This window comes from Candidatus Koribacter versatilis Ellin345, from assembly GCF_000014005.1.
Taxonomy (GTDB): Bacteria; Acidobacteriota; Terriglobia; order Terriglobales; family Acidobacteriaceae; genus Korobacter; species Korobacter versatilis_A.
Window position 1 is genome coordinate 868,918 of record NC_008009.1, and the last position, 22,510, is coordinate 891,427.

General features: G+C 58.3%; 21 protein-coding genes and 1 pseudogene. 14 read left to right on the plus strand and 8 right to left on the minus strand.

Annotated elements, in window-relative coordinates; genetic code table 11:
• Positions 1–2 precede the first annotated feature (2 nt).
• Entirely contained in the window at positions 3–563 is a 561-nt protein-coding gene (locus ACID345_RS03625; RefSeq protein WP_011521514.1) for a hypothetical protein, read from the minus strand.
• A gap of 356 nt (positions 564–919) precedes the next feature.
• Between ACID345_RS03625 and ACID345_RS03630 the strand changes: the two genes are divergently transcribed.
• Together ACID345_RS03630 and ACID345_RS03635 are read left to right on the plus strand one after the other, a co-directional pair.
• Positions 920–1,504, plus strand: a complete 585-nt coding sequence (locus ACID345_RS03630) for a GTP-binding protein (RefSeq protein ID WP_011521515.1) — start codon at positions 920–922, stop codon at positions 1,502–1,504.
• A gap of 137 nt (positions 1,505–1,641) precedes the next feature.
• Positions 1,642–1,869 (plus strand): AbrB/MazE/SpoVT family DNA-binding domain-containing protein, encoded by a 228-nt coding sequence (locus ACID345_RS03635; RefSeq protein WP_041855407.1) that lies wholly within the window; start codon positions 1,642–1,644, stop codon positions 1,867–1,869.
• Between the two features lie 6 nt (positions 1,870–1,875).
• Here the strand turns inward: ACID345_RS03635 and ACID345_RS03640 are convergent, their stop codons facing one another.
• Both ACID345_RS03640 and ACID345_RS03645 read right to left on the minus strand, forming a co-directional pair.
• Positions 1,876–3,750, minus strand: coding sequence for a glycoside hydrolase family 15 (locus ACID345_RS03640; RefSeq protein WP_148210006.1), 1,875 nt, complete (start codon positions 3,748–3,750; stop codon positions 1,876–1,878).
• A gap of 590 nt (positions 3,751–4,340) precedes the next feature.
• Positions 4,341–5,501, minus strand: coding sequence for an AAA family ATPase (locus ACID345_RS03645; RefSeq protein ID WP_408609952.1), 1,161 nt, complete (start codon positions 5,499–5,501; stop codon positions 4,341–4,343).
• Positions 5,502–5,890: 389 nt separating this feature from the next.
• Between ACID345_RS03645 and ACID345_RS03650 the strand changes: the two genes are divergently transcribed.
• From ACID345_RS03650 to pheS, 6 genes and pseudogenes are all read left to right on the plus strand, one after another.
• The gene (locus tag ACID345_RS03650; protein WP_011521518.1) at positions 5,891–6,499 is read left to right on the plus strand and encodes a PAS domain-containing protein; all 609 of its coding nucleotides are present in this window, start codon (positions 5,891–5,893) and stop codon (positions 6,497–6,499) included.
• A gap of 206 nt (positions 6,500–6,705) precedes the next feature.
• Complete coding sequence (locus ACID345_RS03655; RefSeq protein WP_011521519.1) at positions 6,706–7,644, plus strand: branched-chain amino acid transaminase; 939 nt, start codon at positions 6,706–6,708, stop codon at positions 7,642–7,644.
• A 135-nt stretch (positions 7,645–7,779) separates the two neighbouring features.
• Positions 7,780–8,307 (plus strand): annotated as a pseudogene (infC, locus tag ACID345_RS03660) (translation initiation factor IF-3); the annotation flags it as partial.
• Positions 8,308–8,610: 303 nt separating this feature from the next.
• Complete coding sequence (rpmI, locus tag ACID345_RS03665) at positions 8,611–8,805, plus strand: 50S ribosomal protein L35 (protein ID WP_041855409.1); 195 nt, start codon at positions 8,611–8,613, stop codon at positions 8,803–8,805.
• A gap of 141 nt (positions 8,806–8,946) precedes the next feature.
• Positions 8,947–9,312 (plus strand): 50S ribosomal protein L20, encoded by a 366-nt coding sequence (gene rplT / locus ACID345_RS03670; protein ID WP_011521522.1) that lies wholly within the window; start codon positions 8,947–8,949, stop codon positions 9,310–9,312.
• A gap of 81 nt (positions 9,313–9,393) precedes the next feature.
• Positions 9,394–10,503 carry a phenylalanine--tRNA ligase subunit alpha gene (pheS, locus tag ACID345_RS03675; protein ID WP_011521523.1) on the plus strand — a complete coding sequence of 370 codons (1,110 nt, stop codon included), beginning with the start codon at positions 9,394–9,396 and terminating at the stop codon, positions 10,501–10,503.
• On the opposite strand, the gene ACID345_RS03680 is transcribed toward pheS, so the two are convergent.
• Positions 10,500–10,958, minus strand: a complete 459-nt coding sequence (locus tag ACID345_RS03680) for a nuclear transport factor 2 family protein (RefSeq protein WP_041855410.1) — start codon at positions 10,956–10,958, stop codon at positions 10,500–10,502. The genes pheS and ACID345_RS03680 overlap by 4 nt on opposite strands.
• On the opposite strand from ACID345_RS03680, the gene pheT reads away from it, so the two are divergent.
• From pheT to hpnI, 6 genes are all read left to right on the plus strand, one after another.
• Entirely contained in the window at positions 10,957–12,972 is a 2,016-nt protein-coding gene (gene pheT / locus ACID345_RS03685) for a phenylalanine--tRNA ligase subunit beta (protein WP_011521525.1), read from the plus strand. The two genes, ACID345_RS03680 and pheT, sit on opposite strands and share 2 nt — an antisense overlap.
• Positions 12,973–13,212: 240 nt before the next feature.
• Complete coding sequence (locus ACID345_RS03695; RefSeq protein ID WP_011521526.1) at positions 13,213–13,509, plus strand: hypothetical protein; 297 nt, start codon at positions 13,213–13,215, stop codon at positions 13,507–13,509.
• 124 nt (positions 13,510–13,633) lie between these two features.
• The gene (locus tag ACID345_RS03700) at positions 13,634–13,963 is read left to right on the plus strand and encodes a cell division protein ZapA (protein ID WP_041855412.1); all 330 of its coding nucleotides are present in this window, start codon (positions 13,634–13,636) and stop codon (positions 13,961–13,963) included.
• A gap of 214 nt (positions 13,964–14,177) precedes the next feature.
• A complete protein-coding gene (locus tag ACID345_RS03705; protein ID WP_011521528.1) occupies positions 14,178–15,410 on the plus strand; it encodes an ABC transporter permease in 1,233 nt (410 codons plus the stop codon).
• Positions 15,411–16,673, plus strand: coding sequence for an ABC transporter permease (locus tag ACID345_RS03710; RefSeq protein WP_011521529.1), 1,263 nt, complete (start codon positions 15,411–15,413; stop codon positions 16,671–16,673).
• 36 nt (positions 16,674–16,709) lie between these two features.
• Positions 16,710–17,867, plus strand: coding sequence for a bacteriohopanetetrol glucosamine biosynthesis glycosyltransferase HpnI (hpnI, locus tag ACID345_RS03715; RefSeq protein ID WP_011521530.1), 1,158 nt, complete (start codon positions 16,710–16,712; stop codon positions 17,865–17,867).
• A gap of 3 nt (positions 17,868–17,870) precedes the next feature.
• Here hpnI and ACID345_RS03720 read toward each other — a convergent pair whose 3' ends face one another.
• The 4 genes from ACID345_RS03720 to ACID345_RS03735 form a co-directional block, all read right to left on the minus strand.
• On the minus strand, positions 17,871–19,124 hold the full coding sequence (locus ACID345_RS03720) for a glycosyltransferase (RefSeq protein ID WP_011521531.1): 1,254 nt from the start codon (positions 19,122–19,124) through the stop codon (positions 17,871–17,873).
• Between the two features lie 110 nt (positions 19,125–19,234).
• Positions 19,235–21,064, minus strand: coding sequence for an ArnT family glycosyltransferase (locus ACID345_RS03725; RefSeq protein ID WP_011521532.1), 1,830 nt, complete (start codon positions 21,062–21,064; stop codon positions 19,235–19,237).
• Positions 21,065–21,113: 49 nt separating this feature from the next.
• Positions 21,114–21,308 carry a hypothetical protein gene (locus ACID345_RS03730; RefSeq protein WP_041855413.1) on the minus strand — a complete coding sequence of 65 codons (195 nt, stop codon included), beginning with the start codon at positions 21,306–21,308 and terminating at the stop codon, positions 21,114–21,116.
• A 93-nt stretch (positions 21,309–21,401) separates the two neighbouring features.
• Positions 21,402–22,502: an SDR family NAD(P)-dependent oxidoreductase gene (locus tag ACID345_RS03735; RefSeq protein ID WP_011521533.1), complete on the minus strand. Its 1,101-nt coding sequence runs from the start codon at positions 22,500–22,502 to the stop codon at positions 21,402–21,404.
• Between the last annotated feature and the right edge of the window lie 8 nt (positions 22,503–22,510).

Sequence of the window (22,510 nt, forward strand, 5' to 3'; positions counted from 1 at the left end):
GCTTATTTCTTCTTGGTTTCCGTCATCAGCACTCGATTCGTGCCGCCGTCGTGCACCTCGAGGTATCCGTCCTGCGACTGAGCGACAGTTACGCTCGGGAAGATGACTCCACCCAAGGGCGTTCCGTCCGCCGCTAGTTTCATTTCGAGAACCGCAAACGGATAAGTCTGGGTTTGGTCCTTGAGCCACTTCTCAAGCACGGAAGCCAGATGCTCTCCGACAAGGCTCAGTACCTGCGTCCCATCGTCGCGTTTACGCAGAAACGCAGCGTAGATCTTGCGGTTCGGCTGTCCTTGCACCTTGACCACTCCCTTGTCGCCCGCTTGGATCAGCTTCATGCCCGTGTCCGGATTCTGTTTCAGCGCGCTGAGCATTGCTGCTTTGTCGGCATCGGAAGTCAGCCCGTTCAATCGGATCTCGATGGTTCCCGAGCCCCCGCCCGAGGCTGCTTCGGCTGCGATTACCGTGGCGGTGTAAACCTGCGGTGCTTGCGCGTACGACAGCGTAGCGCCCAGCGCCAGAAGCACACACACATGTCCGACATTAGTAAAACGCTTCTTCATAAGAACTCCGATGGAGCCGAATTTGTTATGCGAGACTTGATACTAACGACCGCGTCTTGCGATAACTGGCAATTCTCCTAGTCTGGTTCGCGCCGCATGATTGGTGCGTAGCGCGGCTTCGGCGGGCCGTCAATGAATCATCTTTTCCGGGCTAGTTACACTGGGTGGAACCTTCGTAAGTTTGTGAGAGTATTCTGCGAATCAGCTTCTCTGTGGTATAAATCCTGATTAAGGATTCGTCCCCGCATTCGCTTGCAGTGTGCCGTTCTTCCGGACGCCCGTCTCCCCCGGTGCCGTATCCGGTTGGGTTTCCGGTACTGAGGCGAGTACGTGCGTCCACTTTCCGAGGCTGAGCTTTGAGCTTCATAAATTTCGCCGCCCGCGAGATCAACTGCAAGATCGTCTACTATGGCCCCGGCCTTGGTGGCAAAACCACCAATTTGCAGATTGTGTACGAAAAAACGGCCGACAAATCCAAAGGCAAGATGATTTCGCTCGCCACGGAAACCGACCGTACCCTGTTCTTCGACTTCCTGCCGCTTGATCTCGGTACCGTCCGCGGCTTTAAGACCCGCTTCCACCTCTATACCGTTCCGGGCCAGGTTTTCTACGACGCCAGCCGTAAGCTCATCCTGCGCGGTGTCGACGGCGTCGTCTTCGTCGCCGATTCCCAGGAAGAACGTATGGACGCCAATATCGAAGCGCTCGACAACCTGATGGAGAACCTCCAGGAACACGGCTACGACTTCAAGGCCATCCCCTACGTCCTCCAGCTCAATAAGCGCGACCTTCCCAACGTGCTCCCGATCGACGCCCTGAAAAAAGAACTGATGAAGCGCAACGAGCCCGTCTACGAAGCCGTCGCCTATCAAGGCACCGGCGTCTTCGAAACCCTGAAGGAAGTCGCCCGCCAAGTCCTGCTCGAACTCAAGCGCGGCTAACTCGGCTCCTCTGATAGCTCTGTCATCCTGAGCGGAGAATCCGGATAACGATCCGGATTCGCAGTCGAAGGATCCCTATCCTCTCGAAAGAGTTTCGTTGTCGCGATAAATTTCCCACAGGAGCTTATCTTGTCAGCATGAAGACTCGATACATTCAAATCGGCCCCAAGGGCCAGATCGTCATCCCGGCCAAACTACGCGAAGAGCTTGAGCTGGAAGCCGGCACCAAATTGTCAGTGCAACGCGACGGTCAAATGCTTATTCTCTGCCCCATCACGCCCGCGTTTATCCGGAGCCTCGTTGGCATAACGCAGGGCCTTGGTGAATTGCGTGAGAAGTGTCACAAAGACGACAAGGATCGATAGCCCTTCTCACCGGCTGAGCACCTCCATCACAAACACGCCCGCTCCATATCCCACCATCGGAATCGCCCCCGTCGGATCGCCAATTGCTCCGTGGAACAATTTGCAGTCCACGGCGACATACATCTCGGGCACGAAGTTGTGGTCCTTTGCCGACTTCTGCACCATGCGTTCTACGATCGCCGCCGCTTTCTCTTTCTGGCCCAAGTTACGTAGCACCTGCGCGAGGCTGAAGTCCACGAACAAGAACTCCTCCTGCTCGTACCAGTACTCGTAAATCGCTGGATCGGTGTATGTTCCGCGCACCCGACGATATCCACCGGATGTGACCTTCAGTAGTTCCATGCGCTCCACGGTCGAGCGAATGATCGCCGGATCCTTCACCACGCCGAAGTTGATGATCGCCAACAGCGCACCATCGATATCGTTCTTGATCCCTTCTTCGAGCGTGCCATGCAGTTTGCCGTCGCGGATGAACGCCGCATCGAAGCCCTTTTGCAGCAGCCCAGCTTTCTTCAGCGCATCTTCTCGCCCGGCGTCGTCGCCTGCGCGCTTCGCCATCTCCGCATAACTCTTCAGGCCAACGATCGCCAGCGCCGTTGACCAGGCAAAGTGCTTCTTGTCCGGCTGGTGCTCCTCCCAAATCGACGTGTCCTTTGCGACGATCAGCCCGTCGCCGTATTTTTCGAAAGTCGCCTCCAGCGGTTTAACGATGAAATCCTTCGCGCTCTCGTACACCGTTCCGCGATAGCTCGGTTCGTTCAGCAGTGCCGCATCGTCGTAGCGCGACACGTACTCGCCAAGCGCCCACAATGCGAGCGCCCAACTGTCGTACTCAATGTTCGGCGCGCCCTCCATGGTGAAGAACGGCTCTTCCGCCCCGTCGCCCCAATAGCGCACCACCGAGATCTGGTAGTCGAGGCCGCCGGTCTCCTTGCGCATCTTGCCGGTTGGCTGCGCGTTGAAGTACGCCATCACCGCCACGCGCGCTTCCTCGCGATGACCCATCCGCGCCAGAGCCACGGTCGCGAAGGCCATGTCGCGCACCCAGGTGTTGGAGAACGATCCATCCGGCAGGCACGCCACGATCAAGCCGTTCCCATAACGTCCCGGACGGTTCGGCTCGCGGCTCTGCCCCATGCGCAGAACCATCTCGCTCTGCCGCCATAAACGCCGTTCCTGTTCGCCGACTAACTGTGCCGGAGGCTTCACCCTCCAATGCTCGACCTCTGCCAGTTCGCGTTTCGCCAGCTCTTTCGCGCTCAACCCGCCGCGCCACTCTTGGAATTCCTTTACGACGGCCGTCACATCCGCGTCTTTACCCATCGAGACCAGCGCCCAGGCGTTGCTGCGCTCCAGCCACCCCTTGCCTCGGCGTTCCTCGAGCGGAATCATCAGCAGCGACTCTTCCACGTCTTGAAACGCAAACACCTCGATCGGAACCCCCGCGATCATGACACTCTTCTCGATCCCGATCTCGTGTGCCCATTGCACTTCAATTGCGGCATGATTACTCGCCTCCGGCTGCCATCTGGCGATCACCACGCTCTGCCGCAGACCGAACGGCATGAACACCGTCATTTCACCGGCGCTGCTCCGCGCGTGAATCACGTGCGAGTCATCCACGTACTCCGCAACTACGTTCGTCGCCTCGCCATGCCATCCCATTGCCTTCAGGAAGTTCGCCGTCGGTATGCCCTCGCCATACAGCTCCTTCGGATCCGGCCGCCCATAGCTGTAAGGATGGGCATAGAACCTCCTCAGCGCCGCGCTCTCCGGCGACACCACTGCAAACCCAAAGCCATTCCCAGTGACCAGCGGGGAAGCGAAAGCCGGAATCGCAACCAGCAGCGCGGCAAATAACAGCCAGAACCGGAGCCTCATAGCGTTCAGTGTCCACTCCCGCGCACTCCAACGCAACCCGTCATGACGACCGAACTTGTAATGGCGACCGTAGAATCCGCAAACCAATGCGTATTCGCGTCGAGTCACCTTGTGTTCTCGAGCTAACTTTTGTTTCCCGCTTTGTATCAGGGCTTTCCGCTTTGTATCAGGGCATCGCTTTAGCGATGCCGATGCAGCCGGGAACAAATTCCGGGCTTTAGCCCCTGCGCCTGTGATCCACCGCACATCGCCCTGTGCCCCACGTCACGGATTTTCTTGCGCTCCTTCAGCGATCATGAGCATGTGGGGCATCCCCGATCATCACAACAAGCTCTTTGAAAACTTTCTCGCGGTCAGCCGTCCCCTCCGCCTGCAGTACCGCCATCCTCTCCTTGTCATTGCGAGGAGAGGCGCAGCCTCGACGTAGCAATCTGCTTTTTGCGGAGCTAACCCCTTATTTTTGAATATTTTGCGCGGAAAACATGCGCTAAATTCTTGAAAACAAAGATTGGCTCCCGGGGTAGGGGTTATTTGTCAGTAAATAGCAAACGGGACGCCGAAGCGTCCCGCTTTTGCCGCTGGGGGAAGGATTACTTGGTGCCGTTATCGAGCAGTGGTGCCGAACTGTAGTCGCGGCGGTTGCTACTTCCGCGGCCTGACTTGGCCGCCGCCACCGCCTGTGCGCCGAATTCCGGACCGTATTTCTCAAGCAGCACCGGAACCAGCGCGCCCTCCGCTTCTTTCACGAAGACCATCTTGCCGTCGGTGCCGATATCAATCCGGATGAAATCACCCAGTTTGATCTGCCCAGTGGCCACCAGGTTCGCGAGTGGGAAGACCACGTTGCGTTCGATCGCGCGCTTCAGGTGACGAGCGCCGTACTTCAGGTCGGTACCTTCCTGGAGCAAGAACTTCTTCACCAGCGGCGTGCACGAGAAGACGAACTGGTTGTTGCCAGTCGCCTGCAGGATGCGCTGCTGCACCATGCCTAACTCGATCTCGAGGATTTGCTCGAGGTGCTCGGGCTTCAGGGTTCGGAAGACTACGATCTTGTCGATGCGGTTCATGAACTCCGGCGAGAACTTCCGCCGGGCCGCATCCACCGCCGTGCGATCGATCTTCTGATCGAGCTTCGTATCGATTGAGTCTGGTTTCTGCGCGAATCCCATGGAGCCGTTGATGAGATCGTTCATCTCGCTGGCGCCGAGGTTCGAGGTCATCACGATCAGGCACTGCGACAGATCCACGCGACGGTTATCGCCGAGGGTCAAAGTTGCCTTATCGAGAATGCCGAGCAGGAGCTGCCAGAGCGCATCGCTGGCCTTCTCGATCTCGTCGAAGAGCAGGATCGAGAGCTTGATCTTCTCGGTATGCCACTGGTTGAGCGCCTCCTGCGTGAGCAGGGGGTGGGTCTCGCGGTGGCCGAGGTAGCCCGGGGGCGATCCAATCAGCTTGGCGATTTCGTGCGAGTGCTGGAACTCGGCGCAATCGATCTTGATCAGCGCCTTGCTGTCGCCGAAGAGGGACTCAGCGACGGACTCCACCACGCGGGTCTTGCCCGATCCGGTCGGGCCAAGGAATAAGAGATTGCCTACCGGGCGGCCTGGGGGATTCAGGCCAGCCAGAAACATCTGGTAGATTTCGGTAACTTTTTCGACCGCGGGATCCTGACCTACGATCTTGCGGCGGAGGGCTTGATCAAAATCCTGGGCATCATTGCTGCGCCGGTTCGGATCGAGGGTAGCGTTCAGTCCGGTTCTCATAATTTGTGGGCCTTGCTAAAAGTCGTCTTTCCTATTACGGGGCCCGACTCGCGGAGTGACGAGTTGTCCGTTGAGATGGGAGACTCACCTGAAATAGTTGTCAGAGTCCCCGAAATCAATTTCTCGATTTCGTTCTCGTTCTCACCCGTAAACTTAGATGCTGAAAAGGGAAATCGCGGCCACACGTTTGTCCCAGTCGCGCCACTTCACTCAGAACTCATAACCAAGCAAGTTCCCCGCATTCCAAAATTGGCGAGTATTTTGGCGTCTGGTTCTCGCTCGATGAGCGATTTTTTCCTCTGCCACCCGCTGAAATTGGGCACTTCGTGCATCTCAGATTGAAGCAGCCCGACTTCACGGTCGGGCAATTTTGTGCCATGGAAAACCTCTCAATCCACGAATCGCTGTCGGAGCTGTATAAAAGTGCTGACCTCGGCCTGGTGATGGCCGACATGGAGCGCGTTTTCGACGCCAACGAGGCGGCTCTCCAGATGTTCGGGTTCACGCGCGCGGAGATGCACGAAGGCAAGCTGAACTGGCTCGAACTCACGCCGCCGGAGTACCGGCAACTGGACGAGAATGCGCTGGCACAATTGAGGGAGTTCGGCACCTGTGTTCCGTTCGAGAAAGAGTTCGTCCTCCGCGATGGCACACGGTTCCCCTTCATCATCGGCGGAGTGAGGCTCACCCAACAACCACTCAGTTGGGCCGCCTATCTGCTAAGCCTGCGCGAGAACCGCCGCATCGCGTCAGTAGAGCAGAGTGCCCGCGATCTCAAGGCGAAGACCAGGTTGATCAACCACCTGGCGCACGAGTTGAACAATCCCCTCGCTGGGCTGACGTTCGTGATCCACTTGCTTGGCACTCGCCAGGATGTGGCAACGGACGATACGAAGAAGCTGCTCGGCACCGCCTCGCAGTTGGTGGAGCGCATTTCGGCAACGGTGCAGCATGTCTTGGTCGCCACTGGAAACGACGGCGTCTAGCGGAAATCCCGATTGGGACAATCACCTTTTCGAATGGGACAACCGGGGTTATCAGCCCGCCGTTTCTCACCTATAATTCCTAGTTAAGCTGCACCGAGTTCCTTCCAGTCGCATATCTCGTGCTTCGATAGGCAGCGGGAATTGTGTGGAACCGACCCGGCAGTTTGACCATCCAAGAAGTTGCGCAGCGCGCGAAGGAGGCCCTCATGGCCATCCCTGTTACCGAGCTCATCTGGCACAACGGCAAAATGATCAAGTGGGACGACGCCAAGATCCACGTGCTCTCCCACGTCGTGAACTACGGGTCCTCGCTGTTTGAGGGCATCCGCTGCTACGAGACCAAGAGTGGTCCGGCGATCTTCCGCCTCAAAGAGCACATGCAGCGGCTGTTGAACTCGTCGAAGATCTATCGTATTGATGTGCCGTTCTCCGTGGACGAGCTCTGTAACGCCGCCGTCGAACTGGTCGGCGCGAACAAGGTGTCGCCGTGCTACATCCGCCCCATCGTGCTGCGCGGATACGGCGAGTTGGGCGTGAACCCGATCGGCTGCCCGACCGAGGTCTACATGGCGAATTACGCCTGGGGCAAGTACCTCGGGCACGGCGGGCCGGACGATGGCGTAGATGTTTGCGTATCGTCGTGGACGCGCTTTGCGCCGAACACGCTTCCGGCATTGGCCAAAGCCGGTGCGAACTACATGAACTCGCAGCTGATCAAGATGGAAGCCATCCTGAACGGCTACAGCGAGGGCATCGCGCTCGACGCGAACGGTTATGTGAGCGAAGGTTCCGGCGAGAACCTGTTCATCGTTCGCGATGGAAAGATCATCACGCCGCCACTCGGCAACTCGGTGCTGCCGGGCATCACGCGCGACTCGGTGATCCAGATTGCCGACAGCCTCGGCATCGAAGTGAAAGAGCAGATCATTCCCCGCGAAATGCTGTACGTGGCCGACGAAGTGTTTTTCACCGGCACCGCGGCGGAAGTCACGCCGATTGCGTCGGTGGACAAGATCCAAGTCGGTACGGGCAAAGCGGGAGCAATCACGAAGACCATCCGCAAGGAGTTCTTCGCCCTCATCCACGGCGAGGTAGAAGACCGCTTCGGCTGGTTGACCCCGGTGAAGCAGCCAGTCGGCGCGTAGCTTTTCTGGTAGTGAGAAGAGGCGCTTGCGAGCGCCTCTTTGTTCTCGAAAACGGCTCTCAACTCTGGATTTGCAGGTGTTTGGCGCAGATTTCGGGCGCCACCTGCGTGTTATACTTTTAGAGCAATTCGTGTCCTGGAGGATGGTATCGATAAGCGTTTTGTCCGCACCAACGAGCGCATTCGGGCACGCGAGCTTCGCGTGATCGATGACGAAGGCAATCAACTCGGCATCTTGCCGCCATTCGAAGCGCTCAAACTCGCCAAAGAAAAGAACTTGGATTTGGTAGAGGTATCGCCCACCGCACAACCTCCGGTCTGTCGCATCATGGACTTTGGAAAGTTCATGTATGAGACGGAGAAGCGCGAGCGCGCGGCGAAGAAGCACCAGCATGTCATCACGGTGAAGGAAGTAAAGTTCCGCATCAACGTGGATGAGCATGACTACCAGACCAAGAAGAACCATGTATTGCGGTTCCTCGGCGAGGGCGACAAGGTGAAAGCGACCATCTTCTTCCGCGGCCGTGAAATGACGCGGCAGGGGTTAGGACGCGAGATCCTCGAACGCGTGATCAAGGACATTGGCGACAAAGGGATCGTGGAGTTCCGCCCTCGTCAGGAAGGCAATACGCTGCACCTGATCCTGGCGCCTCCGAAGTCGCAAGGTGGGCAGAAGCCGAAACCTCTGCAAGCGCAGGCTCCGCAACAGGCGAAGCCACAGCAAGCGAAGCCGCAACAGAGTGCGGCGCCGGCGGAGCCACAGCCCCAGCCGCAAGAGAAACAGGGCTGAGGAAGTTGTTGAGAGGATAGGAGTTCTTCGACTCCGAATCCGCATATTCTGCGGATTCTCCGCTCAGAATGACATGGTTTCGAGTGCCTTCCGCGTTAGGCGGAAACGCTACTCTCATGTAAAATAGTAAGGATGCCCAAACGGTGGCGACGCTGCCGGGAGGGGTTGGGAATTTTTATGCCGAAACTTAAGACACACTCCGGCGCCGCTAAGCGCTTCAAGAAGACAGCAACGGGCAAAGTAAAGCGCAGTAAGGCTTTCAAGCGCCATATCCTGACTTCGAAGAGCACGAAGAAGAAGCGCCATTTCGATATGGAAGGTTTGGTGAGCAAGGCGGATACTCCGAAGATTAAGCGGATGATCCCTTACTAACTTCAACGCCAAAGTAGCGTTGAAGGCCCGAAACAGAAGTTCCTGAGAGCTGACACCACGGCCGGGAGTTGAGGGCTAGCAAATGCGAGCGAAACGGTACACCTACCGCCAGCCGCGACAAGAAAGCAAAAAGGAGCAGAAATGCCTCGCGTAAAACGTGGAACTAAACGGCGCGCCAAGCGGAAGAAAATATTAGAGCGCGCATCCGGATATTACTTAACAAAATCAAAGCTCTACCGGTCAGCAAAAGAGTCGGTTGAGCGCGCGCTGAAGTTCGCTTACACGGGCCGCAAGCAGAAGAAGCGCCAGTATCGCTCGATCTGGATCGTGCGTATCGGCGCCGCGGCGAAGTTGAATGGCTTGAGCTACAGCCGATTTATCAGCGGCCTGAAGAAGGCCGGGGTGGAACTCGACCGCAAGATGTTGAGCGAGATCGCGATCCACGACCCGCAGGCCTTCGCAGTGTTGGCGGAGCAGGCAAAAGCCGCTCAACCCGCAGCAGCGTAGCAGCCGCTCGAAACAACAGACCCAATTTTTACAGGTGGGCGGCCGATTTGGCCGCCCATTTTGCTTCTGAGAAACGGATCCATGGCTGAACTGTATTCCGTTCCAAAACTCGAAGACTATTCACCGGCTGCGATGGATGCCGCCGTCCGCGATCTGCTGAACGCGCTCGAGCAGGAGGCTGCTAAGCTCTCCGGCGAGAACGACTGGAAGGCGTTCCGCGACCGCTGGATGAGCCGCAAGAGCGGTGTGCTGATGCAGATCACCGAATGGCTGAAACTCGCGCCGAAGGAGCAGAAGCGCGACGTTGGCCAGCGCGTGAACGAGGTCAAGGCAAAGATCGAAGCTGCGGTGGACGCGGCCGAAGCGCGGGTGAACTCGCAGGCGTCGTCGGCGCGCTTGGTCTCCGAGCGCGTGGATGTGTCTCTGCCGGGCAATCGGCGTCCGCTGGGCGTGAAGCACCCGGTGCTGCGCGTACAGGACGAGATCGTCGCGGTATTCAAGGCCATGGGCTACTCCATTGGCGAGGGGCCGGAAGTCGAGAGCGACTACTACAACTTCGAGTCGTTGAACTTCCCGCCGAACCACCCGGCGCGCGACACCCAGGACACGCTGTTCATTGCCGGGCAGGAAAAGAAGCAGCAACGAGATCGCCTGCTGATGCGCACGCATACGTCGCCGGTGCAGATACGGACGATGGAGAAGCAACGTCCGCCGGTGCGCATCGTGATTCCCGGCAAAGTGCACCGCAACGACGCGCTCGATGCCACGCACTCGCCCGTCTTCCACCAGGTGGAAGGCCTCTGCGTGGATACGAACATCACGTTCAGCGACCTGAAGGGCACGCTCGATCACGCGTTCAAGAGCCTGTTCGGCTCGTCGGTGAAGACGCGGTTCTATCCGTCGTTCTTCCCGTTCACTGAGCCCAGCGCCGACATGCAAGTGAGCTGCATCTTCTGCGGCGGCAAGGGCTGCCGTACGTGCAAATTCAGCGGCTGGATCGAACTGCTGGGCTGCGGCATGGTGGATCCGAACGTTTTCGAATTCGTGAAGGGCAACGGTTACGATCCGGCCAAGGTAAGTGGCTTCGCGTTCGGCATGGGCGTGGAGCGAATCGCGATCTTGAAGTACGGCGTGGACGAGATCGCCAAGTTCTACTTGGGCGATGTGAGATTCCTGGAGCAATTCGCTTAGTCGGTGGTTGGCTGGGAGATGGTGCCGGCGATCAATTTCCATTGCCCGCCTTTGTGCAGCCAGAAGCGCATGAATTCGAGTGAGATGTTGAACTGATCGGAGATGTACTCGCCGCGGCATATGACGATCGCCGCGGTGCCGAAGTTGATGATTTTCGAGTCCCTCCAGTGGATGGATTTGAGGTGAGGCCCGGCATGGGGCGCGTACATCTCCATGATGCGGGCTTTGGCGAAATAGGGCTGCCCGTCCGAGAGCAGCAGCATGCGTTCGTCAAGCAGTTGGTCGAGCACCTTCGGATCGCAATGAAGCTGCGCAATCCGTAAACGTTCTTCGACTCGGCGGATTTCGTCTTCGACGGACGACATCAGGGTCTCGGCGGTACTGGCATCGATGGGTACATCGGCAGATTGAGTGGATTGTGGAATTTTTGAAGCGGTTGGCGATTGAGAAATCATGAGAATTCTTCCCAATTGGATACGAGACTTTGTTGATACGAAGGCGAATGACCACGACCTCGCGGAGTCGCTGACGCACGCAGGGATTGCGGTGGAGTCGATCGTCGAAGAGCACGGGCACACGATTTACGAGATGGACCTTACGACCAACCGCGTGGACGCCATGAACCACTACGGCGTAGCGCGAGAGGCGTCGGCGATCTTCGACATCGAACTGAAGCCGGTGACGCCGAAGCTCCCGAAGGCAGAAGGCACGGCGAAGTTTGCCATTGAGTTGGAAGACGCGCAGGGCTGTCCGCGGTACACGGCGCGAATTGTGCGCGGGGTGAAGGTCGCGTCGTCGCCGAAGAACATTGCGCAGCGGCTGGAACTGCTGGGATCGCGAGCGATCAACAATATCGCCGATGCCAGCAACTACGCGCTGTTCGAGATCGGCCACCCGACGCATGCGTTCGACCTCGACACGCTGGAGGGCGGGAAGATCGTGGTCCGCCGGGCGCGCGAGGGCGAAACGCTGAAGACCCTCGATGGCGAGACGCGCAAGCTCACGTCGCAGGACCTGGTGATTGCCGATGCAGTGAAGGCCGTTGCACTGGCCGGCGTAATGGGCGGCTTCGACACAATGATCACCGAGAAGACCACGAATGTGCTGATCGAGTCGGCATGGTTCGATCCGGCCAGCATCCGGCATACGGCAAAACGGCTGGGGATGCACACCGATGCCTCGCATCGTTACGAGCGTGGCGCGGATATTGCCATTACCGCGCTGGCGTGCGATCGCGTGGCGGAACTAATCCTCGAGACAGCCGGCGGCAAGCTGGAAGGCGAGAAAATCGATGCCATCGCGCGGAAGATCGAGCCCCGGACAGTGCAATTGCGGCGCAGTGAAGTAAAGCGGCATCTCGGTCTGGACCTGCCTGAGCAGGAGATCGAGCGGATCCTGCGGCGCTTGGGTTTCGGCGTAGACGGCGAGACCGTCACCATCCCAAGCTGGCGCCTCGACGTGGAGCGCGAGATTGACGTTATTGAAGAACTGGCGCGCATTCACGGCTACAACAATTTCCCCAATACTTTGCCATCCTTCGCAGGGGGCGTGATTGAGCTTCCGGATGAGCAAAAGCGGGCGCGAGTGCGCGAAATCCTGCTGGCGCTCGGCTACAACGAAGCGATCTCCCTGACGTTTGCCTCGAAGGAAGACGCGGCGCAGTTCGGCGGCGGCGAACCGCTGGCGATTGCCAACCCGCTGAACGAAGAACAGGGATACCTACGGACCTCGTTATTGCCCGGAATGCTGGGCATGATTGCCTACAACCTGAACCGCGGAAACACTGACGTCCGGTTATTCGAGTCTGGCGACGTCTTCGAGAAGACGGGCGAGCGCTTCGAGGAGCGGCGGCGGTTGTGCTTCGCGGCGACCGGAAATTCGATTGAAGCATCGGTGCATACGAAGGCGAAGGCTACGGACTTCTTCGACTTGAAGGGCGATGTCGAGGACCTGCTCGCCGCATTTACCAAGCGAACCGTGTACTTCGACACGCTCGTACCCGAGTACTACCATCCCGGCCGAGCCGCGCGGATCGTGCTGGACGGCGCGACCGTGGGCTACGTTGGACAGCTACATCCGTCGGTGGCTGACGTCCGCAAACTGAAGCAGGACGTTTACCTCGCGGAGATCCTGCAGGAACGGCTGTTCCAGCACGATCTTAAGGCGCCGCGGTTCACGGCGATTTCGCGGTATCCAGCGGTAGAGCGCGACTTCTCGTTCGTCTTCGATGACGCAGTGACATTCGACCGCGTTCGCGAAGCCGTTGAGGCGCTCGGGATAACCGAGATGACCAGCTTTCAGGCGGTCGAGATCTTCCGTGGCGGGTCGGTTCCGGCTGGGAAGTACTCGTTCCTGGTGCGGGCGGCGTTCCAGTCAGCGGAGCGCACCCTTCGCGACGAAGAAGTTGCAAACTGGTCAGGGCAAATCATCAAAGCGCTCGAAATCCTGGGCGGAGCGCTGCGAGGATAGAAAAGTCTTTAAACAAGAAGGACGCAAAGGGCACGAAGGAATTGAAATCTCCAATTCTCCTTCGGGTACTGTGTGTCCTTCTTGTTCCTGGTTTTTCGCATCTGCCTTGTGGGTTCGCGGCAATCTACTCTCCATATCCACAGAAAATGTTGCGGCTTTAGGAACGTGCGGTTGAGGCGCGCATTTTGTGCGCTATACTGCGCTCGAAGCACATTCATTCCCCCGAGGTAGATGCACCGAATGTCGGCAAAAGTAGAAGAAGCTCCGCTCTTGACTACGAATGACAGCGATTTCCAGTCGCTGGAAGAAAAGGTTTACCGGACGATCGAGCTGTTGAAAGCTGCGCGTGAAGCGAAAGCAGCCGTCGATCGCGATAATGCCCGGTTGCGGGAACAACTCGAGACGCGCGAAGAAGAACTGGAAGGCTCGCGGCAGGAACTGATCAATCTGCGCAAGGAACGCGAAGAAGTTCGCGGACGCGTGGAGAAGATGCTCAAGCAGATCGAACAGATCGCGGAAGAGCAGTCAGGGGACTAAGACTCCCGCGGTTTTGCAGTAAGTCGCGGAAGGCTAGCCGCGACGGGCCCTTCGGCCAAGTGGTAAGCGCCGGCATCCTGGCTCGGGATGTGCGGTGTCGGTCTGGCGACCGCGAATTAACGGCATGGCAGATACGAGGGAGAACCAGTTGACTCAATCGAACGGATCCGTCCGCGTTGAGATCTTCGAGCAAGCCTACAATCTGCGCGGCTCTGACCCGGAATATATCAACCGGTTAGCGGAGTACGTGGACACCAAAATCAGACAAGTAGCCCAGCAGGCATCCACCGTGGATGCAACCCGCCTTGCGGTATTGGCGGCGTTGAACATTGCGGATGAGTTCCTGGTGCTCAAGAAAAAGTACGACTCGGTTTCAGGAGAGCTCAACCAGCGGACCTCGCATTTAGAGGGCGCGCTGGACGAAATCCTCGCCGAATCGCGCATGGTTGGGTAAAGCCTCGTTCCTCCCGGGACGAGGCCGTTCTTTGTAAGTTCCATCTGTCGGCCCGGGCCACCGGAGCGTGCGCCGCACGGAAGCTTTTTTCTCAATCCAGTAACTCTGAAATTCTCCTGTCCGTCCCGCGGATCCCGCTGTTAACCGGCTGATTAGGGATAAACGCCGATCTCCCCCACTTTCCGGGAACTCTGCCGGGGTAAACTACAACTTCATGAATATTGGCGAGGCCATCCGGATTTCGCTGGCGTCTCTCTGGGCGAACAAGCTGCGGTCTGTGCTGACGCTGCTCGGAGTGGTGATCGCTGTCGCCTCGCTCATCGCCGTGGTCACGTTCGTGAACGGCATCAACGGCTACGTCGCTGAGAAGCTCTTCAACCTCGGCGCTGACGTTTTCATCATCAACAAGACGACCAATGCGGTCACGAACGTTGATGAGTATCTCGATGGACTGAAGCGCAAAGACCTCAAATTCGAAGATTACGAGGCAGTGCTCGAAAGCTGTGGTAGGTGCAAGAACGTAGGCGCGACCGCACCGACGATCACCGGCAACGTGAAATATGCCGAGTTGAACAGCACGGATACCTACATCCGCGGCTGGACCGCCAGCATGAACCCGATCTACGACCTCGACTTGTCGCTAGGGCGCGGGATCAATGACGCCGACGTGGACAATGCCTCGCCCGTGGTGGTAATCGGGGCAGACATCCAGGAGAACCTGATCGCCAGTGTGGACCCGATTGATAAGGAAATCCGCGTGGATGGCCGGATTTTCCGCGTCATTGGCGTCGGGAAAAAGCGCGGCAAGACGCTCGGGCAGAGCCAGGACAACTGGGTCATCATGCCCATCAGCACGTGGTTCAAGGCCTACGGCACCAACGGTCAGAGCATCCGCGTTTGGGGCAAGGCCTACGGTGTGGGCACGCCGCTTACCAGCGCGATGGACGAATCGCGTGTGATTCTCCGCTCGCGCCGTCACGACGCACCCGGTAAGCCGGACAGCTTTGTGATTGATACCAACCAGAGCTTCCTGACACTCTGGTCCAACATCAGCTCAACGTTCTTCCTGGTGATGATCATCATCGCGTCGATTGCGCTCTTGGTCGGCGGCATCGTGATCATGAACATCATGCTGGTTGCGGTCACGGAGCGTACCCGCGAGATCGGCATTCGCAAGGCAATGGGCGCGCGGCGCACGGACATCCTGCGGCAGTTCCTCATCGAGTCCACGGCGTTGGCGCTGGTGGGCGGAGGCGTGGGCGTGACCAGCGGAATCCTTGTTGCCAAAGGCGTCACCATGCTGATCGGCATGCCTTCGGCGATACGCCTGTGGACGGTTCTGGCTGGGCTGGCGTTGGCGGCCTCCGTGGGGATTTTCTTTGGGGTGTATCCGGCGAGCAAGGCGGCAAAGCTCGATCCAATTGCCGCATTGAGGTTCGAACTCTAAATGGCAGGACGCGGCGAATTCGGCGAAGTGGTTCGCATGGCGAAGGAGACCATCGTCACCAACAAGATGCGCTCCGGATTGACCGTGCTCGGAATCGTCATCGGCGTGATGATGGTGATCCTGATTTCGTCGGTGGTGCGCGGCTTGAACCAGAACGTGCAGGACATGGTTTCGTCCATGGGGTCGAACATCATCTTCGCGTTCCACATGGAGCCGTTTAACTTCGGCAGGCCATCGTCGGAGGTGCTGAACCGCAAGGAACTCACGCTGGAAGATGCGATGGCGATGAAGGACCTGCCGCACGTGAAATACGTGTCGGCGGGAGTTCGCTATTTCCTGCCACAATTTAATACGGGCTCGTATAGCGTGAAGTACAACGGCCGCAAGACACGCAACACGATTCTCGAGGGCGATACCCCGAGCATTAAAGATGTGTTCGACGTCAATATCGCGAAGGGGCGCGCGTTCAGCGAGACGGATGACGAGCAGCGAAATACCGTCATCATGATCGGGCACGATACGGCCGCGACGCTCTTCGGCAATGACGACCCTCTCGGGAAAGAGATCAACATCGAAGGCCAGTTGTTCACGGTAGTCGGCGTCGCCGGGCGACAGAAGAGCGCATTCAGTGGCGGCTCGAACCCGGAAGACAATATCGTCTACTTCCCATACCACACCTTCCGCAAACTGCATCCCGAATTGAAGCAGAACTGGATCAGCGTAAAGGCCACGTCGCAAGCCGACATGCCGAAGGCCATTGACGAAATGCGCGAGCTGCTGCGCCGCCGCCGGAAGCTGGCGCCGAACCAGCCGGACAACTTCGCGGTATTCAGTCAAGATGTGCTGACCGACGTGTGGAACCAGCTCACTGGCGGAATTTTTATCTTCATGTTTGCGGTAGCGAGCGTGGCGCTGATCGTTGGCGGCGTGGGCGTGATGAACATCATGCTGGTGTCGGTCACAGAGCGCACGCGAGAGATTGGCGTGCGTAAGGCAATCGGTGCGCGCAAGAGCGACATCCTCTTGCAGTTCACGCTGGAAGCGATCGCGCTGACCGCGGCAGGCGGGATTCTCGGCGTGCTACTCGGCGGAATCTTGACTGGCATAATTCCGCTGATCTTCCCTTCGCTGCCGGCTAGTCTTTCGGCGTTCTGGGTGATCCTCTCAACCACTGCCTCGGCGACGATCGGCCTTGTCTTCGGAATTTATCCAGCATGGAAGGCGGCAAACCTCGACCCCATCGAGGCCCTGCGTTACGAGTAGCCTGCGGCTCGTCTGATACCCTGATTTGTTCATCCGATGCACTACGCGCACCTCATCCTGGAAGCACTGACCGTGATTGGTGCGGTCAGCGGCACAGCGTATTACGCGCTGTGTTTATGGGGTGCTGCGCGATTTATCCGCGAGCGGCGCGCGGCACAAAGCGAGGCGTTTACGCCGCCGGTGAGCATATTGAAGCCGCTGAAGGGCGCGGACCCGAGCATGTACGAGGCGTTCCGCAGCCACTGCCTGCAAGATTATCCCGAGTACGAAATCGTCTTCGGTGTCGCGGACTTGCACGATCCGGCGGCACAGGCTGTCGAGCGATTGCAGCAAGAATTTCCGGAACTCACGATCAAGTTGGTGCAGTGCTCTCCTTCGGGCGGCACCAATCGAAAAGTTGCAACCTTGCAGGAGATGCTACCGCACGCGCGGTACCCGTACCTCCTGATCAACGACAGTGACATTCGCGTAGGAACTAATTACTTGCATGAAGTCATGGGTCCGATGCTGGACTCGAAGGTCGGCATGGTGACGGCCCTGTATCGCGCGGCTCCCGGGAAGACACTCGGATCGAAGCTGGAAGCAATTGGCATTGGAACCGACTTCATGGGAGGGGTGCTGTCAGCCCGCGAGATTGAAGGTGGGCTTCACTTCGCGCTCGGCTCGACACTGACTTTTCCACGCGAAGCCCTCGAAAAGATCGGCGGCTTCGCCCCTCTTCTTGACTATCTCGCCGACGACTACGAACTGGGCGCGCGAATTTCGCAGGCCGGATATCAAGTCGCGCTGGCACGTACGATCGTCGAAACCCACCTACCGGACTATTCGTGGCCAGCTTTCTGGAAGCACCAGTTGCGCTGGAACCGCACCATCCGCGACAAGCGCAAAGGCGGATACTTCGGCGTGCTGTTGACCTTCGGCCTCCCGTGGGCATTGCTCACCGTGATCGCGTCGCTGGGTGCGGGGTGGGCTTGGATGCTCTTCCTTGCTGTCGTGGTGGCACGTTATGCGCTGGCTTTGACGCTGATGGGGCCGATTCTTCACGACCGTAGAGGTACGGGCAATCTCTCGCTCGTGCCGCTCCGCGACTGCGTTGCGATGGTCCTATGGTTCTGGACGTATTTAGGCGACGAGATCGAATGGCGCGGCGAAACCTTTCGCCTGCGCGATGGAAAACTCATTCGAATCGAATAGGGATTAGTATTTCTGAACGACTGCGGGTTCTTCCTCTTCGGTGAGGTTCAGTCGTTCCGCGACAATCCGCCCACCCGCGGTGAAGCGATAGAGTTCGCCTCGCCATTCAAAGGTGCTGCTGGTATAACTTCCCGCCCAGGTAAAGAAGCCAACAAGATCGCGGATTGGATAGAGCCAGCAGAGCGCAAGCGCACGTTTGTCGCCGACAACAATGCCGCCGACGATTGCACTTTGCAATGTGCGGCTCAGCCAGGCCCACGCGAAAAGCGCCCAGCCCAATGTCCAGTGGCCCATGGCGCCGGCCGCCATCAGGCCGAGGATGCCAAATGGCATCGCGAACGTAAGGCCGGTGCCGAAGTGTCCCTTCGGGCGCGAATGTCGTGTGCTTTGCATCCAGCGCAATTGATCGCCGAACGTCTTCGCGAACGATCGACTGGTGAGCACGTGGCCAACTTTTACGTCGGAGAGAACGACCTCATATCCTGCCTCCGAGATGAGGTTGCCGAGAACAAAATCGTCGGAATAGAACTCGCGGGTCGCCTGGATGCCACCGATAGATTTCAGGGAATCGCGGCGGACGGCCATCACCGCACCGAGAGCGAATTTCATGCCCTCGAGCATATCCACCACCATTACGCCCGACGGCATCTCTACCGACATTCCGAGAGCTTCCATCCGCGACCAGAATTCTGGCGCCGGCACGCCCTTGTACATGGCGGTCACACAACCGACCTTGGGATCGTTTAGAGGTGGAATGATGCGGCGAATGAAATCGTGCTCCACCACGATGTCGCTGTCAGTAATGATGAAGTGCGAATTCGGAGTGGACTGGATCATCTTGTCGAGCGAATAGACCTTCGCGTTGTGCCATTCCGGCTCGCCGCTGATGATCAGGCTCGACTTTACGTGAGCATATTTCTTGCGCAATTCGTTGACGGTGCGTACCGCATCGTTATCGAGGCTTCGCGCGCCGAAGACGATTTCAAAATCGGGATAATCCTGCTGGAAAAAGCTCTCAAGGTTTTGTTTCAGTTGCGGTTCGGTACCGTGGACAGGCTTGAGCAACGTCACCGGCGGAAACGTGGTGCTGGCTGCGATTTGCGATTCGGAGCGGCGAGACAGACGGAGGTGCCGTAATGAACCGAGTAGTACCAGCACCAGAAACACCGTCGAACTGATTGTCCCGATCACCGCAATCAAGAAGAATACGGATCGGGCGGCAATCAATGCCGCTAAGCCAGCGATGGCGATGTCCATAAAACTCCATGATTATAGACGCGTTCCCGGCTGAGCAGGAGATACGATTCGAATGAAGAATCGGTCATCGTGCACGAACTGGCTACGCCTTGCATCAGGAATTTGCTCCTTCAGTTCGGACGATTGCTGAGGATGAGCTTACCGCCGCTCCGCGCGATCTCGTAACTATTGCCGAGACGTTGCACGGACAGAGCCTTTTCCTCTTGCGTCCACACGAAGATGCGCTGAGGTCCATTCCACAACTTCTGAAACGAGGCATCATCTTCAAAGATGGGCGGAGCGTCAGGGTACAGCGCGCCATTATAGACGTTTCCGTGTTCCCGATTGTTAATGATATGGATTAGTTTCCCAGTATAGAAATTCAAGGTCGAGGCTTCTTCATAGGGCCCGTTTACTACGATGACATCGCCTGATTGCCATTGCTTGTCGATGGCTACGGCGAGCGTCTTCGAAGAGAGAATCGGTGCGAAGTCCACCATCCCCACGTGAACGCAGTAGAGAACCGGGAACATCATCAATGCGAGCGCCCAGTTCGCGGCGTTGGCTTTGCGCTTCCAACGCAACCAGAAGTTCGCGATGCTGCCCACGAAGAACGACCCCGCGAACAGTCCCATCGGCAGGCGGAACAGACCAATCGCGCGCGGCGTCAGATCAAGGACGTGACCGAGCGACATGGCGTAGTCGTTCGGATTTTTCCTCAAAAGATCGGCGAGATCGGATCCCGGCGGCACGGATTCCGAAAGATGCAGAATGTATGACGCAGTGCCGGCAAACGCGATGCCAAGAAACAGCAGGAATCCGGAGCCGATCATCCCCCACTTGCGAAGCGAACTCTTCTCCGGCGACTCGTCCTCAGCTACGAGCCAGTCCGCAGTGATCAGAGCCAGGGCCGGCAGCGCCGGAATCGTGTAGTACTCCTGGCGTGTGGAGAAGCTGAAGAAAAAGAGGATCAACACCATCCAGATGGTGAAAAGCACCAGCGCGCGTCCGCGGCGGTCGAGTTCACGTAGTTTGCGCGGTACACGCGCAATGGCCTGAAGCGCGAAAGCACACCACGGCAACAGCCACAGCACCATCAGCGACCAGAAGATCGCCAACGGAACCGTGTCGTAGTCCTTCGGGACACGCTTTCCGAGGTAGCGCAGGATGTGCTCGTTGATGAAGTACCACCAGAAGAAGCCGCGCGCCTGTCCCTGTGGTGGATTCGCCAGACTCGCCAGGATGTGCCACGGCGCGGCAATCACCAGCAGCACGCCAATCATCAGCAGCCAGCGCATTTTCAGCAGGTGCTTCAGGTTGTGCGTTAGGAACAGATAGACAACGATGATCCCAATGGGGAAGATGACGCCGATGAAGCCCTTCGTCAGGATATTCAGCGCGGCAGCAGCGGCGAGGCCGGCAGCCGAGGCTATAGAAGGCTTTTCCTGATCAATCCCGCGCAAAAAGAAATCAAAGCCGATGGTGAGGAAGAGACCAACCAGTAGATCGGGGATGAGAATGCGCGTGAAGATATAAGTTCCGACGCCCGTCCCGAGGATGATGGCGGCCCAGAATCCCGCGCGTTCGCCGAGGTTACGCTTGCCGATGGCATACGTGGCGAGCAGGGTTGCGAGGACGCCGAGCGTGAGAGGCAGTCGGGCGGTCCATTCGGTGACCCCAAACATCTTGAAGCTGCTGGCCATTCCCCAGTACATCAGTGGGGCTTTTTCGAGATAGCGCAGGCCATCGATGTAGAGCGTGGTCCAGTCGTGGCGCGTGATCATTTCGCGTGCAGCTTCGGCGTGGATGGAGTCGGCGTCGTCGAGGAGCGCAGGCGTGAAGAGGCCCGGGATGTAAATGACCAGCCAGAAGAGGCTGATGATCACGATGTGCAGCTTGGCTTTAGAAGATTGCGAGCGGCCCACAACAACAGGTTGGGCCGGAGTCGTACTAGAAATCATTCCACCGTCCGATAGCTCTCATTATACGGGAGTTGTGGGACGGAACGGCCTACGCCACGCGGCGCAAACGCTGCGGTTCTTCGGGTTCCGGCTCCTCAACAGGAGCATTGGGCTCGGTGTGCGGGCGGGACGGCGGTTCCTCGACTGGCGGCTTCTCCTCGCCCGGCGGCACAGGGATGCGATCATCGTCTGTCTTCAACTCGAAAGACCGTGCGTCATACTCGAAAAGATAAGCAGGTGACACCAGTTTTCCTCGGACTGAAATTCGCAAAACAATGGGGCGTTGCGTCTGTCGTCAGATGCGTGCGGATGCGCCGGGTTTGGCGCGCGATCGGCGTTAATCCGCGAGCAACGCTTCTGGGCCGCTGGTTGCGTTGTCTGTGCGCCGCTGCTCAGGATTCTGATGCAGTTCCTCCGCGGCATCACGGCCGAGTTTGGTCGCGAAGGATTCCGACACCACGCTGCGGCTTTCTTTTCCGGTGAAACCCTCCGTGGATGTGGAACGACTGCCCGGCATAATACGGTTCACCATGCCCAACGCATCACTTACGAGTCCGGGAGCGATGCCGTGCGCTAACGCCGCGAGCTTCGCCTGCGGCGACAGAGTAACGCTCGAACGTCCGCGTTTCACCGCGGTGATCACGCAGCGCGCGGCGCGGTGAGCGCTCATCGCCGTGACTGGTGTACTCGCGCCCAGGCTGAACCACGCATATTCCTTGCGGTGGTCGCCCTTGTAGCGTGCATTCACGTGAGAGCCCGTGCGCATCAGGCCGGGAACAACGGTCGTGACCGTAATGCCGTCTTTCGCAAGCTCCGCGTGGATACCTTCACTGAAACCGATAGCGGCAAACTTCGCAGCCGAGTAAGGAACGAGATGCGGCACCGCGATCCGACCGCCAATTGAAGTAATGTTTGCAATGTGCCCAGAGCCCATGGCACGCATGTCACGAATCGCTTCGAGTGTCGGATAGACCAAGCCCCAGAACATCACGCGCATGGCTTCTTCGAAGTCTTCGATCGTCTGCGAGTGCAGTGGGCCGACCTGGATCACGCCCGCGTTGTTAATGAGCACGTCGAGTGCGCCATAGCGCGCACGGATTTGCTCGAACATCTTGCGAACTTGCTCGCGATCGCCAACGTCGCAGGGGACTGCAAGAACCTCGGCGCCGATGGCCTGCAGTTCCTCTTGTGCCCAGCGCAGTTCTGCTTCATCGCGCGCGCAGATCACGAGGCGCGCACCTTCGCGCGCGAGTTCCTGCGCCATTGCCAAGCCGAGTCCGCGCGAAGAGCCGGTGACCAGTGCGATTTTGCCGCGCAGGCTGATTTCGCGGAAGCCCTTCCAGATCGCGCGTCCGAGCAGCACCGCGCCTACACCCGCGACGGCGCCGGCCGCCACCGATCCTGCAGCGGCAGCAATCAAAACATTTCGGACTCGCATGGTCGCCT

What these genes read in the sequence shown, in the direction of transcription:
- ACID345_RS03625 (WP_011521514.1), bottom strand. Translation starts at nt 563, where the DNA reads ATGAAGAAGCGTTTTACTAATGTCGGACATGTGTGTGTGCTTCTGGCG.
- ACID345_RS03635 (WP_041855407.1), top strand. Translation starts at nt 1,642, where the DNA reads ATGAAGACTCGATACATTCAAATCGGCCCCAAGGGCCAGATCGTCATC.
- ACID345_RS03640 (WP_148210006.1), bottom strand. Translation starts at nt 3,750, where the DNA reads ATGAGGCTCCGGTTCTGGCTGTTATTTGCCGCGCTGCTGGTTGCGATT.
- ACID345_RS03650 (WP_011521518.1), top strand. Translation starts at nt 5,891, where the DNA reads ATGGAAAACCTCTCAATCCACGAATCGCTGTCGGAGCTGTATAAAAGT.
- ACID345_RS03655 (WP_011521519.1), top strand. Translation starts at nt 6,706, where the DNA reads ATGGCCATCCCTGTTACCGAGCTCATCTGGCACAACGGCAAAATGATC.
- rpmI (WP_041855409.1), top strand. Translation starts at nt 8,611, where the DNA reads ATGCCGAAACTTAAGACACACTCCGGCGCCGCTAAGCGCTTCAAGAAG.
- rplT (WP_011521522.1), top strand. Translation starts at nt 8,947, where the DNA reads ATGCCTCGCGTAAAACGTGGAACTAAACGGCGCGCCAAGCGGAAGAAA.
- pheS (WP_011521523.1), top strand. Translation starts at nt 9,394, where the DNA reads ATGGCTGAACTGTATTCCGTTCCAAAACTCGAAGACTATTCACCGGCT.
- pheT (WP_011521525.1), top strand. Translation starts at nt 10,957, where the DNA reads ATGAGAATTCTTCCCAATTGGATACGAGACTTTGTTGATACGAAGGCG.
- ACID345_RS03680 (WP_041855410.1), bottom strand. Translation starts at nt 10,958, where the DNA reads ATGATTTCTCAATCGCCAACCGCTTCAAAAATTCCACAATCCACTCAA.
- ACID345_RS03695 (WP_011521526.1), top strand. Translation starts at nt 13,213, where the DNA reads ATGTCGGCAAAAGTAGAAGAAGCTCCGCTCTTGACTACGAATGACAGC.
- ACID345_RS03700 (WP_041855412.1), top strand. Translation starts at nt 13,634, where the DNA reads ATGGCAGATACGAGGGAGAACCAGTTGACTCAATCGAACGGATCCGTC.
- ACID345_RS03705 (WP_011521528.1), top strand. Translation starts at nt 14,178, where the DNA reads ATGAATATTGGCGAGGCCATCCGGATTTCGCTGGCGTCTCTCTGGGCG.
- ACID345_RS03710 (WP_011521529.1), top strand. Translation starts at nt 15,411, where the DNA reads ATGGCAGGACGCGGCGAATTCGGCGAAGTGGTTCGCATGGCGAAGGAG.
- hpnI (WP_011521530.1), top strand. Translation starts at nt 16,710, where the DNA reads ATGCACTACGCGCACCTCATCCTGGAAGCACTGACCGTGATTGGTGCG.
- ACID345_RS03720 (WP_011521531.1), bottom strand. Translation starts at nt 19,124, where the DNA reads ATGGACATCGCCATCGCTGGCTTAGCGGCATTGATTGCCGCCCGATCC.
- ACID345_RS03725 (WP_011521532.1), bottom strand. Translation starts at nt 21,064, where the DNA reads ATGATTTCTAGTACGACTCCGGCCCAACCTGTTGTTGTGGGCCGCTCG.
- ACID345_RS03735 (WP_011521533.1), bottom strand. Translation starts at nt 22,502, where the DNA reads ATGCGAGTCCGAAATGTTTTGATTGCTGCCGCTGCAGGATCGGTGGCG.